Below are 13,508 nucleotides of genomic sequence, written 5' to 3'. Positions count from 1 at the left end.
GTCTTTCGGCGTCGACAGGTGGACGGCGCGATCCCACCCCTGCCCGACCGAGCCTGCGCCCTCCTCGACGAGCGGGGAGCCTACTTGACGAGCGGGAAGAGGATCGTCTCGCGGATGCCGAGCCCGGTGAGCGCCATGAGCAGGCGGTCGATCCCCATGCCCATGCCCCCCGACGGCGGCATACCGTGCTCGAGCGCGCGGAGGAAGTCCTCGTCGAGACGCATCGCCTCGACGTCGCCGCGGGCGGCCAGGGTGGCCTGCTCCACGAAGCGCTCGCGCTGGACGACGGGGTCGACGAGCTCCGAATAGGCCGTGGCGAGCTCGAACCCGCGGACGTAGAGGTCCCACTTCTCGACGACGCCGGGCTTGGAGCGGTGCGCCCGGACGAGCGGCGAGGTGTCGACGGGGAAGTCGGTGACGAAGGTCGGCCGGGTGAGACCGCCCTTGACGAAGTGCTCCCAGAGCTCCTCGACGAGCTTGCCGTGGGTCTCCTGCGCGACCGTGATGCCGAGGTCGGAGGCCATCGCCTGGAGGACCGGCAGCTCGGAGTCGGGCGTGATGCGCGTGCCGCTCGCCTCGGACAGCGACTCGTACATCGGCAGGCGGTCCCAGTCGCCGCCGAGGTCGTAGAGCGTGCCGTCGGCCCACGTGACGGTGGTGGACCCGGAGACGGCGATCGCCGCCTTCTGGATCATCTCCTGCGTGAGATCGGCCATCTGGTTGTAGTCGCCGTAGGCCTGGTACGCCTCGACCATCGCGAACTCGGGCGAGTGCGTCGAGTCGGCGCCCTCGTTGCGGAAGTTGCGGTTGATCTCGAAGACGCGGTCGATTCCTCCGACGACGGCCCGCTTGAGGAACAGCTCCGGCGCGATGCGGAGGAAGAGCTCGGTGTCGAACGCGTTCGAGTGCGTCGAGAAGGGGCGGGCGGCGGCCCCTCCGTGGATGGTCTGCAGCATCGGCGTCTCGACCTCGAGGTAGCCGTGCGAGTCGAAAGTGCTCCGGAGCGACTGCATGACCCGGGCCCGGGTGCGGACCGTCGTGCGCGCCTGCTCGCGGACGATCAGGTCGAGGTAGCGCGTGCGGACGCGGCTCTCCTCGCTCAGCTCGGTGTGGAGGTTCGGCAGCGGCAGGATCGCCTTCGACGCGATCGCCCACTCCTTCACGAGGACGCTCAGCTCGCCCCGCCTCGACGAGATGACCTCGCCGGAGACGAAGACGTGGTCTCCGAGGTCGACGAGCTCCTTCCAGAGGGCGAGCGACTCGTCGCCCACCTCAGCCAGAGACACCATCGCCTGGATCCGCGCGCCGTCGCCCGACTGCAGAGCCGCGAAGCAGAGCTTGCCCGTGTTGCGGGCGTGGACGACGCGGCCGGCGAGGCCGACGATCTCGCCGGTGGCGGTGTCGGTCTCGAGCTCGGCGAAGCGCTCGCGCACCTCGGGGATCGTCGTGGTGATCGGGACGCCGACCGGGTACGCTCCGACGCCCGACTCGATGAGCCGCTCCCGCTTGGCGAGGCGGACGGCCTTCTGCTCGGAGACCTCGGCTTCGCTGGGACCGAGGTCGGAGGCTACGGCAGAGGCGTCAGTCACGGGAACTCCAGATCAGGTGGCGGTGGCGTCGTCGTCGAACGAGGCCATCTCGATGGTACCGGGGCCGACGGAGGTGTCCGCGACGCCCAGCGCGCGGTCCATCGCCGACCGCACGAGGGGGGCGATGACGCGCCCCGGCTCGGGCATCCCGAGTTCGCGCAGGAGCCCCACCGACTGCGACACGATCGCGGCGGAGAAGGTCGTCGCCGTCTCGACGGCCTCCGCGTACTTCGGGCGGTCCTCCTCCTCGACGACCACCGGCTCCGCGCCCATCTCGACGACGAGCGCCTGCCCGATCGGCAGCACGGGCCCGGGTGCCGTGACCGCGCAGTAGGCGTCGCGCAGGCGCACGAGGTCGACGGTCGTGCCGGTGAACTGGAGGGCGGGGTGGATGGCGAGCGGGATCGCCCCCGCGGCGCGGGCAGGAGCCAGGACCGCGAGTCCGTGGACGGGCGACGTGTGCACGACCAGCTGCCCCGCCTGCCAGGCCCGTGTCGCCGCGAGCCCCTCGACCAGCGCCTCGAGCTGGTCGTCCGGCACGGCCAGGAGCACGAGCTCGCTCCGTTCGACGACCTGCTGGACGGTCAGGACGGGGACGCCGGGCAGGATCGCGTCCGCCCGGTCTCGGCTCCGCTCGGAGACGGCCGAGATGCCGACGATCGCGTGTCCGGCGGCGGCCAGGGCGGCACCGAGGACCGGGCCGACGTGGCCGGCGCCGACGATGCCCACGCCGAGCCGCCCGCTCGGGCGCGACGCGGTCACGCGTCGCCTCCCGGCCGGCGCTCCTCGGCGCTCGGGGGTGCCCAGGTCGGAGCCGCCGCGTGACCGGCGGCCCCCTCGAGCCAGCGATGCGTCCGGTCGGCGCGCGCCGCGACCACGGCGTCGCGGGAGGCGGTCGCGAAGAAGGCCCGCGCATCCTGCTCGTCGAGGGCCCCGATGGACGCCACGATCGGCCCGTGGACGGTGTGCAGGTCGACCTCGGCCAGGCGGAGCCGACGCAGGAGCGGCCCCTGCCGGAGGCCGACGCTCTGCAGGCGCGGCAGCGGCACGACCACGAGCTCGCGCCAGATCGCGCCCTTGCGGAGCAGAAGCGCGCCCGGTGCCGTGCGGAACCCGTTCCGACGCCAGGAGAACCAGCGCAGTATCCGGCCACGGGGCGGCGACGTGGTGAACCCGCCCTCGGCTCCCGTCGAGGTCATGCCCGCCTCGATGAGCGACAGGGCCCGGCCGGATTGCTCGACGGCGAGCTCCGGCTGCCTCGCGGCGACGGCCGCGGCGTCCGCGGGGTCGAGAGCTCCGTCGCGCACGTCGTCGGCGGCGTCGAGATCGGCCGCCGTCAGCCCGACGAGCTGCGGCAGGATCAGCTGCAGCACGCGGGAGACGTCGTCCTTGCTGCCGACCGGCAGGATCGTCGTGTTGGCCTGGTTGTCGGCACCTCGGGTGCGCGAGTGCGAGGCGCGGTTGATCTTGACCTCCCACCAGCCGAACGGGCGCCACAGCAGCGGCTGGCTCAGGCGGATGGAGTGGATGCGCCCGGGCGGGAGCGTCTCGTTGGTGGTCGAGATCAGGCCCCAGCCGATGCGGATGCCGTCGCGGGTCGAGGCGATCGAGTAGCGGAGCGACTTCACGATCCGCCGCGAGTAGTACGAGAACGAGCCGAGCAGCGTCGGGAAGAACGCGAAGAGCAGGAAGTACTGGCCCGTCGTCGCGATGCTCACGACGACCGCGGCCACGATCGCGAGGATGAACAGCGTGAAGCCGCTGAGCACGGCCGAGCCGACCAGTCGGCCGAGGCGCATGGTCACGACGGAGTGGGGCGCGGCGCCGTCCTCGCCCAGCGGTGCCGCCAGGAACTCGTTGAGCCGCTGCTCGATGACGCCCTCGCCGGAGGGGCCGCGCCGGGCATCCTGCGCCTCGGAGGCCTTGGTACCGCTGGCGCGCCGCAGGATCTCGCGGCGCAGGTCGTCCGCGGAGGCGCTCCGCAGGTAGGCGAGCGGCACGTTCGCGTCGTGACCCGCCTGGTCGATCTCGAGCTTCGCGGCGCCGACGAGTCGGGGCAGGAGCTTCCGCTCGATGTTGATGCCCTGGATGCGGTCGAGGCGCGCGCGACGGTTCGTCCGGAAGACGATGCCGCTGCGGACCTCGACGAACTCCTCGGTCACCCGGAAGGTGCTCATGCGCCACGACAGGTAGAAGATGCCGATGATGACGAGGAGGAGGGCGATGATCGAGAGCACGACGATCCCGACCAGGCCGTGGCCGACCACGTACTGCACGGGGTCGCCGTCGGCCGACGAGGCTCCGCCCGGGTCGGGCACGAAGACCTGCAGGATGCGGTCTCGGAAGCTGTTGACGAGGTAGCCGACGATGACGACGAAGACGATGCCGCCCTTGAGGAGGGGCGTGGCCGGGTGCAGCCGGTGCCACTCGCCGTCGGTGAGCTGAGCGACGGCGGGAGGCGGACCGGCCGGGGCCGGTCGCTCGTCGGGGGCGCCGGGCTGCCAGCCGCCGTGACGAGCCGGGCCGGGCTGCGGCTCCTGACTCACAGCCCCGCCCGCCGGGTCTCGGCCAGTTCGACGAGGCGGTCGCGCAGGCGCTCGGCCTCCTCGGCCGGGACGCCGGGGATGGTGACGGCGGACGAGGCCGCGGCGGTGACGAACTTCAGGTCGCTGAGGCCGAGAGCGCGGACGACGGGGCCGCGGTTGACGTCGATGAGCTGCATCCTGCCGTAGGGGACGGCGACGAAGCGGAGGAAGAGGATGCCGCGGCGGACGAGGAGGTCGTCCTCCCGGAGCTGGTAGCCGATCGCGCGCACCCGCCGGGGCACGAAGGCGACCACGACGATCGTGATCACGAGGATGACGGCCGTCAGGGCGTAGGCCCACCACGCGCCGCTGAACCAGGTGAAGGCGCTGAGGGCGGCGACGACGAGACCCGACAGGGCGTAGCTGCCCATCTGCGGCCACTTGTAGAGCGGGGAGACACGGGTCCAGGTGGCCTCCGGCAGATCGAGTCGGTCGGTCACGGGGATGCTCCTTGGTCGCTGCGCGGACGGCGCGGGCCGTCGTGGTCTGCCTGGCAGTATGCCCTGCCGCCGTGGACGCGCGTCCGGGTTCGCGCGGCACGCCGCGACGAGCGGGTCAGATCCGCTGGGGCTTGCCGCCGTCGCCGTCGTCGTCGTCGCTCGGCGGGACGGTGCACATGAACTCGGCCACGAGGCCTCCCGCGAGCAGCACGAGGCCGCCCACGACCGAGACGATCGTCGGGAGGGCGGAGGAGGCCGCGACCGGGACCCCGCGGGTCAGCATGTAGATCAGCATCCCTCCCACGAACCCGCCGAAGAGCGACCCGGAGAGGCTCGACGCCTTGGCCATCAGCACGACGCGCGTCGCGTAGTAGGCGTCGATGGGCTCCCTGGTGCGACCGCGGGCCACGCGGAACACCGGCACCGCGAGCGAGACGACGATGGCGGCGATGGCCAGGAGGACGAGCCCGAGGGACAGCGGGGGCACGGCGACCGGTCGGAGCGTCGCCGCGAGCACGGCGTCGAAGGCGAAGCCGGCCACGACGGCGACGATCAGCAGCGCCACGATGGTGGACGGGCGGGTGCGTGTCACGCGGCGCCCCCGGTCGTCGCGCGGCGGCCCGCAGGAGCCACGTCGAGCGGTTCCGCCCCCGGGACGTGCGCCACGGGGTCGCCCAGCGCGCCGAGCAGGTCGGCCACGCGCTCCCCGCCGGGCAGCGACGCGTCGGGCTCCACCTGGAGCCACGGCTCGAGAACGAACGAGCGCTCGGCGGCGCGCGGGTGCGGGAGGGTCAGGACCCCCGTGTCTCGGACGTCGTCGCCGTGCACGATCAGATCCAGATCGAGGGTGCGGTCGCCCCAGCGTTCGAGGCGGACACGGCCGTGCTCCGACTCGATGCGGTTGAGCTCCCGGAGCAGCGGCTCCGGCTCGAGGGTCGTGTCGACGACGACGACTCCGTTGAGGTAGTTCGGCTTGGAGTCGTCGAGCCCCGCGAGGGTCACGGCGACCGACTCGATGGGCACGGACGCTCCGACGACCACGACGCCCTCGATCGCCGCGATGTCGGCGACGGCCCCGCGGAGGGTGGCGTCGCGGTCGCCGAGGTTCGAGCCCAGAGCGATCACGGCGCGGACGGTCGGGCTCACGAGCGCCCCCGGTCGATCGTGATCGACACGTCGGCGAACGGCACGGTGATGGGCGCCTGCGGCTTGTGCACCGTGACGCTGGTGCGGAGGGCCGCAGGGTGCGAGAGCACCGTCGCCGCGATCCGCTCCGCCAGCGTCTCGATCAGGTCGACGGGATCGTTCTCGATGTCGCGGACGATCTCCTCGGCGAGGACGCCGTAGTGCACGGTCTGGTCGAGGTCGCTCGACGACGCGGACGCGCGGGCGTCGATGTCGACGACGACGTCGACGACGAACTCCTGCCCCTGCTCGCGTTCGAAGTCGAAGACCCCGTGGTTCCCCGTCGCGCGCACTCCGATGAGTCTCAGCTGATCAACCACGGGATCCTTTCTGCCACGCTTCCCAGACGTCGAGGGCGGCGCGGGTGGAGGCGACGTCGTGGACCCGGACGGCCCACGCACCCACCTGTGCGCCGAGGGCGCTGATGACGGCGGTGGCGGGATCGCGCTCGCGCACGCCCGCCTCGTCGGGGAGGAGAGCACCCAGGAAGCGCTTCCGCGACGCGGCCACGAGGATCGGCAGACCGATCTCGCCGAGCTCGTGGAGGTGGCCCAGCAGCTGCCAGTTGTGCTCGGTGAGCTTCGCGAAGCCGAGGCCCGGGTCGATCACGATCCGGTCGGGGTCGACACCCTGGACGACGAGCTCCGCGACGCGCTGGAACAGCTCCGCCTTGACCTCCGCGACGGTGTCCGTGTACGTCGCCTTCTCGGCCATGGTCGCGCTGTGACCGCGCCAGTGCATCGCGATGTAGGTGCTGTCGGTGTCGGCGACGACCTGCGCCATGTTGTCGTCGGCCAGCCCGCCCGAGACGTCGTTGATGATGCTCGCGCCCGCCTCGACGGCGGCGAACGCGGTGGCCGCGTTCATGGTGTCGATGCTCACGCGGAGGCCGAGGGCGACGAGCTCGCGGATGATCGGGACGACGCGGCGCTGCTCCTCGTGCACCTCGACGCGCGGCGCACCGGGCCGGGTCGACTCGCCGCCGACGTCGATGATGTCGGCGCCCTCCGCGACGAGCGCCCGCGCGTGGGCGATCGCGTCGTCGAAGCGGGCGAAACGACCGCCGTCGCTGAACGAGTCGAGCGTGACGTTGAGGATGCCCATCACGAGCGTCCGGCGGGGTCGGTAGGGGGTCGCGGCGAGGGTGGCGGCCGGGCCGGGGCCGGCCTGCCGCACGACGGCGATGGCCCGGGTCGCGACGTCGACGAGTTCGGAGGGGCGAGCCGCAGGATCCTGCGCGCCGGTGGTCGGGGCGGGTCGCGACGCGGCCTCGGCGGCCGTCTCGTCGGGGACGACCGTGTGCGGGGTCGCGCCCTTCACCGCGTCGAACACTCCCCCGGCGATCAGCCGGCGCTCGGCGGGGTCGGCCCGCGGCTGATGACGCGGCGGGACGGACTGCCGGAGCCCGCCCTCGACCGACGGGCGGGGGCGCACGGCGTCGGCGTCGCGACGGCGCTGGGCGGCCTGCCGCAGGGCCTCGCCCTGGGCGGCGACGGCGGCCCGGTCGGCGGCGAGGCGCTCGGCCGCCGCCGCCTCGGGGTGCAGCACGGAGCTCGCCCGGCGTCCGCTGGGGCGGGGGGTCGGGGCCCCGGGGACCTCGCCGACGGGCTGACCCTCCGGCTGTCCGTCACGGTGCTCGACGGAGCGCTCGACCCGCGGGTAGCGGTCGCGACCCCGGGGTCGCAGCCACGTCTGCTCCACCTCGGGGTCGAGGCCGGGCACGACGGAACCCGCGGTCGCGCGATGCGCGCCGCGGGCCGTCTCGCCTCGGGTCTCGTCGCTCATGCCCGGAGCCTATCTCGGGACGGTCGATCGGAAAATCGCGGGCATGCCTCAGGCGGGAGCGATGCCGGGGGTGGTGCGCGGAGGACGCTTGCGCGAGGGCTTCGCGGTCGGCTCGGAGTCGACTCCGCCGTCGGTCGAACCCGCGTCGACGGGGATCCGCGTGGGGATCTGGACCGCCGGCAGGTCGGACGAGGGGCGCTTGGAGCTGGACAGCCACTCGGGGCGCTCGGGGAGCTTCTTGACGTCCTTGAAGATGTCGGCCAGCTCGTCGTGGTCGAGCGTCTCCTTCTCGAGGAGGAGGCTCGCGAGTCGGTCGAGGATGTCGCGGTTGTCGTTGATGACCTGCCACGCCTCGTCGTGCGCCTGCTCCAGCAGGACGCGCACCTCGCCGTCGACCGTCTCGGCGATCTTCTCCGAGTAGTCGCGCTCGCCCATGTCGCGGCCCATGAAGGGCTCGCCCGAGCCCTGGCCGAGCTTGACGGAGCCGACCTTCGACGACATGCCGTACTCGGTCACCATCTTGCGGGCCGTGGACGTGGCCTTCTCGATGTCGTTCGACGCACCGGTGGTCGGGTCGTGGAAGACGATCTCCTCGGCGACGCGGCCGCCCATGGCGTAGGCGAGCTGGTCGAGCAGCTCGTTGCGGGTGACGGAGTACTTGTCCTCCAGGGGCAGGACCATCGTGTAGCCGAGGGCCCGTCCGCGCGGGAGGATCGTGATCTTCGTGACCGGGTCGGTGTGGCGCATCGCGGCGGCGGCGAGGGCGTGTCCACCCTCGTGGTAGGCGGTGATGATCTTCTCGCTGTCCTTCATGACGCGGCTCCGACGCTGCGGACCGGCCATGACGCGGTCGACGGCCTCGTCGAGGGCGCGGTTGTCGATCAGCTGCGCGTTGCTGCGGGCGGTGAGGAGCGCCGCCTCGTTGAGGACGTTCGCCAGGTCGGCGCCGGTGAAGCCGGGCGTCTTGCGGGCGAGGACCTCGAGGTTGACGTTCGCCGAGAGCGGCTTGCCCTTGCCGTGCACCTCGAGGATCTGCTTGCGGCCCTCGAGCCCCGGTGCGTCGACGCCGATCTGGCGGTCGAAGCGGCCGGGACGGAGGAGCGCCGGGTCGAGGACGTCGGGACGGTTGGTCGCGGCGATCAGGATGACGTTCGTCTTGACGTCGAAGCCGTCCATCTCGACCAGGAGCTGGTTGAGGGTCTGCTCGCGCTCGTCGTTGCCGCCGCCGATGCCGGCTCCGCGGTGGCGACCGACGGCGTCGATCTCGTCGATGAAGATGATGGCGGGGCTGTTCTGCTTGGCCTGCTCGAAGAGGTCGCGGACGCGGCTCGCACCGACGCCGACGAACATCTCGACGAAGTCGGAGCCCGAGATGGAGAAGAAGGGCACTCCGGCCTCACCGGCGACGGCGCGCGCGAGAAGGGTCTTGCCGGTTCCGGGAGGGCCGTAGAGCAGCACGCCCTTCGGGATCCGGGCGCCGACGGCCTGGAACTTCGCGGGCTCCTTGAGGAAGTCCTTGATCTCCTCGAGCTCCTCGATCGCCTCGTCGGCACCGGCCACGTCGGAGAACGAGACCTGCGGGGTCTCCTTGTTGTTGAGCTTGGCGCGCGATTTGCCGAACTGCATGACCTTGCTGCCGCCGCCCTGCATGCTCGACATGAGGAACCAGAACAGCGCCGCGATGACGATGAAGGGCAGGAGCAGACCGAGGATCGACCAGAGCGGGTTCGTCTGGCTGACCACGTCGTCGTAGCCGCCGTTCGCGGACGTCGCGAGGTTGGCGTTCGAGACCGCGGTCACGACCTCCTCGCCGCGCGGAGTGGAGTAGTAGAACTGCTCCTGCTTGCCGCCGTCGCTCAGGACGAGGTCGACGCGCTGCTCGTTACTGTAGATCTTGGCGGAGGCGACCTTGCCGTCCTTCAGGGCCTGGAGCCCCTCCTGGGTGGTGACCTTGTTGGTGCCCGAGCCCGAGATCAGCGAGAAGGCGAGGCCGATGCCGATCACGGCGAGGAGCACGTACAGCCAGGGGCCGCGGAGAATGCGCTTGAAGTCCATGGGATCCGGGCGACGCCCGACACCTTTCTGCAGGAAGAACGTGAGTTGAAGGTTACCTCCCCGCGCCTTGCAGGCAAGTGGGTGTTCGCCGTGGGAAGAACCGCGGCTTCCTGGGTGTCTCGGAACCGAGCGACGGGGCCCGTCTAGGAGTAGACGTGCGGCGCCAGGACGCCGATCGCGCGGAGGTTCCGGTACCGCTCGTCGAAGTCGAGACCGTAGCCGACGACGAACTCGTTGGGGATCTCGAAACCGGCGTATTTGACGTCGACGACGACCGTCGCGGCCTCCGGCTTGCGGAGCAGGGCGAAGATCTCGACGGACGCGGCTCCGCGGCCCTTGAGGTTGGCGAGCAACCAGGAGAGCGTGAGCCCGGAATCGATGATGTCCTCGACGATGAGGACGTGGCGACCGTGCAGGTCGCTGTCGAGGTCCTTCAGGATGCGCACGACGCCGGATGATTTCGTCCCCGAGCCGTACGACGAAACGGCCATCCAGTCCATCGGCGCCTGGATCCGGAGCTCCCGGGCGAAGTCGGCCATGACCATGACGGCCCCCTTGAGCACCCCGACCAGCAGCGGCGGCTCGTCGGCGTAGTCGATCTCGACCTGGCGGGCGACCTCCGCGATCTTCTGGTGGATCTGCTCCTCCGTATAGAGGACGGAGGCGAGGTCGCCCTCGATGTCGCTGGTGTCCATGGGCGGGAAGGCTCCTCGCGGTCGCGTCGGTCGTCAGTCGGCGCGCAGGGCGGCCTCGAAATGGAGCACTCCCCCGCGCCTGACCACTGTAACGCCCGGCAGCGAGACGGGACCCTGGCCGTGCCAGTCGTCGACGAGGCGCGAGACCTCCAAGGTCTGAGCGCGCGAGAGCGTCACGGCGAACTCGCTGGCGACGGCGAGCCGGATCAGGCGCTGCCGCAGCGCCGGCGGGTTGGCGGCGAGCCCGCGCACGTCGAGCGAGATGCCGGCCTCCGCGTGATCGGCGAGCTCCTCGGCCTGCTCCTCGGCGAAGTGGTCGAGGGCGCTCGTGTCCTCCCGGAGCTGCTCCGCCGTCCGGGCCAGCGCCTCCACGACGCCGGGGCCGAGCTCCCGCTCCAGAACGGGCAGCACGGTGTGCCGCACGCGCACGCGGGTGAACGCCGGATCGTCGTTTTGCGGATCGTCCCAGGGCTCGAGACCCTGGTCGGTGCAGCTCGCCCGGGTGGTGGACCGCCGGATGCCCAGCAGCGGCCGCACGAACAGCCCCGCCCGCACCTCCATCCCCTGGAGGCTCGTCGGTCCGCTGCCGCGGGCCAGGCCGAGCAGCACCGTCTCCGCCTGGTCGTCCATCGTGTGGGCGAGGAGGACCGCGCTCGCCCCCGTCTCCTGCGCCGCCGCCGCGAGCGCCGCGTAGCGGGCCGTGCGCGCCGCTGCCTCGGGGCCGCCGTCCGCGCCGACCTCGACGCGCTTCACGAGCACGGGGGCGAGGCCGAGCGACTCGGCCTGCTCTGCGGCGCGGCGCGCGACGACGTCCGACCCGGGCTGCAGGCCGTGATCGACGACGACCGCCCCCGCGCGGAGACCTCGCGCGGCGCGCGGCGCCTCGAACGCCACGGCGGCCGCGAGCGCGAGCGAGTCGGCGCCGCCGCTGAGGGCGACCAGGAGGTCCGCGACCGGGTGACCGGCAGGATCCTGCGTCCCGCCGTCCCGGGCACCGCCCGCCTCGACCTCGGCGAGCACCCCCCGGACGGCTCGGCGCACGTCGGCGATGGCGGGGGTCAGGCGGGGTCGGGACGGCATCTTGTAACGTTAATCCAGCCGTGGCGCGGATCCTGCGTCACCCATCGATCAAGGAGCACACATGCCCGCGTACGACGTCGTCGTCGAAATCCCCAAGGGAAGCCGCAACAAGTACGAGGTCGACCACGAGACGGGCCGCGTCTACCTCGACCGAGTGCTCTTCACGTCGTTCGTCTACCCGACCGACTACGGCTACTTCGAGAACACGCTCGGCCTCGACGGCGACCCCGTCGACGCGCTCGTGCTCCTCGAGTACCCCGTGTTCCCCGGCGTGGGCGTCTCCGTCCGCCCCGTCGGCGTCTTCAACATGAGCGACGAGGCCGGCTCCGACGCCAAGGTCCTCGTCGTCCCCGCGAAGGACCCCCGCTGGGCCCACATCCAGGACATCGACGACGTCCCGGAGCAGACCAAGGCCGAGATCGCCCACTTCTTCGAGCGCTACAAAGACCTCGAGCCCAACAAGTGGGTCAAGGCCGACGGCTGGGGCGACGCGGCGGAGGCCACGGCCATCGTCGAGGCCGGCTTCAAGAAGCTGGAGGAGGAGGGTCACTGACCCCCCTGCTCACGAACGCCGGAGGGCGGGTGCCGAGAGGCGCCCGCCCTTCGGCGTTCGTGAGCGTCAGCCGACGGGGCGGCCGACGACGTCGAGCATCTGGAAGTAGCGGACCCCCACGATGCGCACAGGGGCGTTGGGGTTGGGCGCCTCGACCATCATCCCGCCGCCGAGGTACATGGCGTCGTGGTACATGTTGTTCGCCGACCTGTCGAGGTAGAAGATGATGTCGCCGGGGCGCCAGGAGCCCTGCGAGACCAGGCGACCCTGGCCGGCCAGGTAGTTGTACTGCCAGCGGACCGAGTGGCCGCCGATGCCGACTCCGGCAGCGCCGTAGGAGGCCATCATGAGGCCGGAGCAGTCGAACGCGTTGGGCCCGGCGGCGCCGAAGACGTAGGGCTTGCCGACCTGGGCGCGCGCGTAGGCGATCGCGGTCGACACGGCCGCGGGCGTCCCCGAGGACGGCGGGGTGGGGGTCGGCGGGCGCGGGGTGACGGGCGTCGGGCTCGGCTTGGGGGCCGGTGCCGGGGCGGGAGCAGGTGCGGGAGCCGGTGCGGGGTTCGGCTTCGTCACCGGCGTCGTGGTGCCGCCGCCGGAGCCCGAGCCGCCCGTGCTGCCGCTGCCGCCCGCGCTGCTGCCGGAGCCGCTCGTCGACCCGGAGCCGCCACCGCTGCCGCCGCCACCGCCCGTCGAGCCCGCGCCGGAGCCGCCTCCCGAGCCGCCGTCGGACGTCGCCGGCGGTGCCGGGATGGTGTCGGCGGCCGTCCCCGCGGCGAGGCCGGCGTAGTAGCGCTGCTCGACGGCCGCGGTCGTGCCGCGGAGGTAGGCGACCTGCGAGATCAGCTTCGACTCGTTCGCCTGCTGGGCCTGGAGCGCGGTCCGCGCCGACCCCGCGACGTCGTGGGCGTGCTGCAGGGCGGCGGCCGCGGCGGTCGTGCGAGCGGCCAGGGCCACGTCGGCCCCCCGGGCCTGAGCCGTGAGGGAGGAGGCGAGGGTGGCGTCGCGCCGGGCCTCCTGCAGGAAGCTGGTGGTCCGGTCGGTGAGGTTGGCCATCGTGCCGAGCTGGTAGAGCAGGTCGGAGGCCCTGTCGGACTCCGTGAGCAGGGTCACGGTGAGCTGCCCGCCGCCCGTGTGGGCGAGCTGCGCCACCAGCTGGCCGACGCGGCGGCGCGAGTCGGCCGCCGTCTTCTCGGCCGCCCTCTGACGCGACGTCAGGACGTCGAGGTCGCTCTTCGCCTGCTGCTCGGCGATGACGGCGATCTGGTACCGCTCGCCGGCTCCGGAGGCGGCGTCGGCCGACGAGGAGGCGCGGTTCTGCAGGGTCGTGATGGCGCGGTCGAGCGCGTCGATCTCGCGCTGCGCCTTCGCCTGATCGGTCTTGGCGGCCTGCACGTCGGACCACGAGGGATACGGCGAGGCGCTGGCCGACGCCAGGCCGACGGTCGACGAGGCGACGACCGAGACACCGGTCGCGAGAACGAGGAGCACACCCAGTGTGCGACGCCGGGGCGTCACAGAGAGGACTCGCGGGGTGTGCGGAC

The 13,508-nt window shown here is 72.1% G+C and carries 13 protein-coding genes; 1 reads left to right on the top strand and 12 read right to left on the bottom strand.

Annotated features, from left to right (window positions below):
- Window positions 1-80: 80 nt before the first annotated feature.
- The 11 genes from lysS to tilS all read right to left on the bottom strand — a co-directional run bounded on the left by lysS (window position 81) and on the right by tilS (window position 11,414).
- Complete coding sequence (lysS, locus tag AS850_RS00745; protein ID WP_119867393.1) at window positions 81-1,589, bottom strand: lysine--tRNA ligase; 1,509 nt, start codon at window positions 1,587-1,589, stop codon at window positions 81-83.
- A 12-nt stretch (window positions 1,590-1,601) separates the two neighbouring features.
- Window positions 1,602-2,351 (bottom strand): Rossmann-like and DUF2520 domain-containing protein, encoded by a 750-nt coding sequence (locus tag AS850_RS00740; protein WP_119867392.1) that lies wholly within the window; start codon window positions 2,349-2,351, stop codon window positions 1,602-1,604.
- Entirely contained in the window at window positions 2,348-4,135 is a 1,788-nt protein-coding gene (locus AS850_RS00735; RefSeq protein WP_119867391.1) for a PH domain-containing protein, read from the bottom strand. Before AS850_RS00735 ends, AS850_RS00740 begins: the two co-directional genes overlap by 4 nt.
- Entirely contained in the window at window positions 4,132-4,614 is a 483-nt protein-coding gene (locus tag AS850_RS00730) for a PH domain-containing protein (protein WP_236940786.1), read from the bottom strand. Before AS850_RS00730 ends, AS850_RS00735 begins: the two co-directional genes overlap by 4 nt.
- A gap of 115 nt (window positions 4,615-4,729) precedes the next feature.
- Window positions 4,730-5,206, bottom strand: a complete 477-nt coding sequence (locus AS850_RS00725; protein ID WP_164088349.1) for a DUF3180 family protein — start codon at window positions 5,204-5,206, stop codon at window positions 4,730-4,732.
- On the bottom strand, window positions 5,203-5,760 hold the full coding sequence (folK, locus tag AS850_RS00720; RefSeq protein ID WP_119867389.1) for a 2-amino-4-hydroxy-6-hydroxymethyldihydropteridine diphosphokinase: 558 nt from the start codon (window positions 5,758-5,760) through the stop codon (window positions 5,203-5,205). Before folK ends, AS850_RS00725 begins: the two co-directional genes overlap by 4 nt.
- Window positions 5,757-6,119: a dihydroneopterin aldolase gene (folB, locus tag AS850_RS00715; RefSeq protein ID WP_119867388.1), complete on the bottom strand. Its 363-nt coding sequence runs from the start codon at window positions 6,117-6,119 to the stop codon at window positions 5,757-5,759. Before folB ends, folK begins: the two co-directional genes overlap by 4 nt.
- Window positions 6,112-6,903 (bottom strand): dihydropteroate synthase, encoded by a 792-nt coding sequence (gene folP, locus AS850_RS17015; RefSeq protein WP_119870056.1) that lies wholly within the window; start codon window positions 6,901-6,903, stop codon window positions 6,112-6,114. The genes folB and folP overlap by 8 nt, the downstream gene beginning before the upstream one ends.
- Before the next feature lie 729 nt (window positions 6,904-7,632).
- Window positions 7,633-9,639 (bottom strand): ATP-dependent zinc metalloprotease FtsH, encoded by a 2,007-nt coding sequence (gene ftsH, locus AS850_RS00705; RefSeq protein WP_119867387.1) that lies wholly within the window; start codon window positions 9,637-9,639, stop codon window positions 7,633-7,635.
- 143 nt (window positions 9,640-9,782) lie between these two features.
- A complete protein-coding gene (gene hpt / locus AS850_RS00700; RefSeq protein ID WP_119867386.1) occupies window positions 9,783-10,334 on the bottom strand; it encodes a hypoxanthine phosphoribosyltransferase in 552 nt (183 codons plus the stop codon).
- 33 nt (window positions 10,335-10,367) lie between these two features.
- Entirely contained in the window at window positions 10,368-11,414 is a 1,047-nt protein-coding gene (gene tilS / locus AS850_RS00695) for a tRNA lysidine(34) synthetase TilS (protein WP_119867385.1), read from the bottom strand.
- Between the two features lie 61 nt (window positions 11,415-11,475).
- On the opposite strand from tilS, the gene AS850_RS00690 reads away from it, so the two are divergent.
- Window positions 11,476-11,967: an inorganic diphosphatase gene (locus AS850_RS00690; protein WP_119867384.1), complete on the top strand. Its 492-nt coding sequence runs from the start codon at window positions 11,476-11,478 to the stop codon at window positions 11,965-11,967.
- A 66-nt stretch (window positions 11,968-12,033) separates the two neighbouring features.
- Here AS850_RS00690 and AS850_RS00685 read toward each other — a convergent pair whose 3' ends face one another.
- A complete protein-coding gene (locus AS850_RS00685; protein WP_119867383.1) occupies window positions 12,034-13,455 on the bottom strand; it encodes a C40 family peptidase in 1,422 nt (473 codons plus the stop codon).
- Window positions 13,456-13,508: the final 53 nt, after the last annotated feature.

Source organism: Frondihabitans sp. 762G35, from assembly GCF_002074055.1.
Taxonomy (GTDB): domain Bacteria; phylum Actinomycetota; class Actinomycetes; order Actinomycetales; family Microbacteriaceae; genus Frondihabitans.
Note: the sequence above shows the minus strand (reverse complement) of the source record. Positions and strands in the feature narration are given on the sequence as shown.

What these genes read in the sequence shown, in the direction of transcription:
- folP (WP_119870056.1), bottom strand. Translation starts at nt 6,903, where the DNA reads ATGGGCATCCTCAACGTCACGCTCGACTCGTTCAGCGACGGCGGTCGT.
- ftsH (WP_119867387.1), bottom strand. Translation starts at nt 9,639, where the DNA reads ATGGACTTCAAGCGCATTCTCCGCGGCCCCTGGCTGTACGTGCTCCTC.
- hpt (WP_119867386.1), bottom strand. Translation starts at nt 10,334, where the DNA reads ATGGACACCAGCGACATCGAGGGCGACCTCGCCTCCGTCCTCTATACG.
- tilS (WP_119867385.1), bottom strand. Translation starts at nt 11,414, where the DNA reads ATGCCGTCCCGACCCCGCCTGACCCCCGCCATCGCCGACGTGCGCCGA.
- AS850_RS00690 (WP_119867384.1), top strand. Translation starts at nt 11,476, where the DNA reads ATGCCCGCGTACGACGTCGTCGTCGAAATCCCCAAGGGAAGCCGCAAC.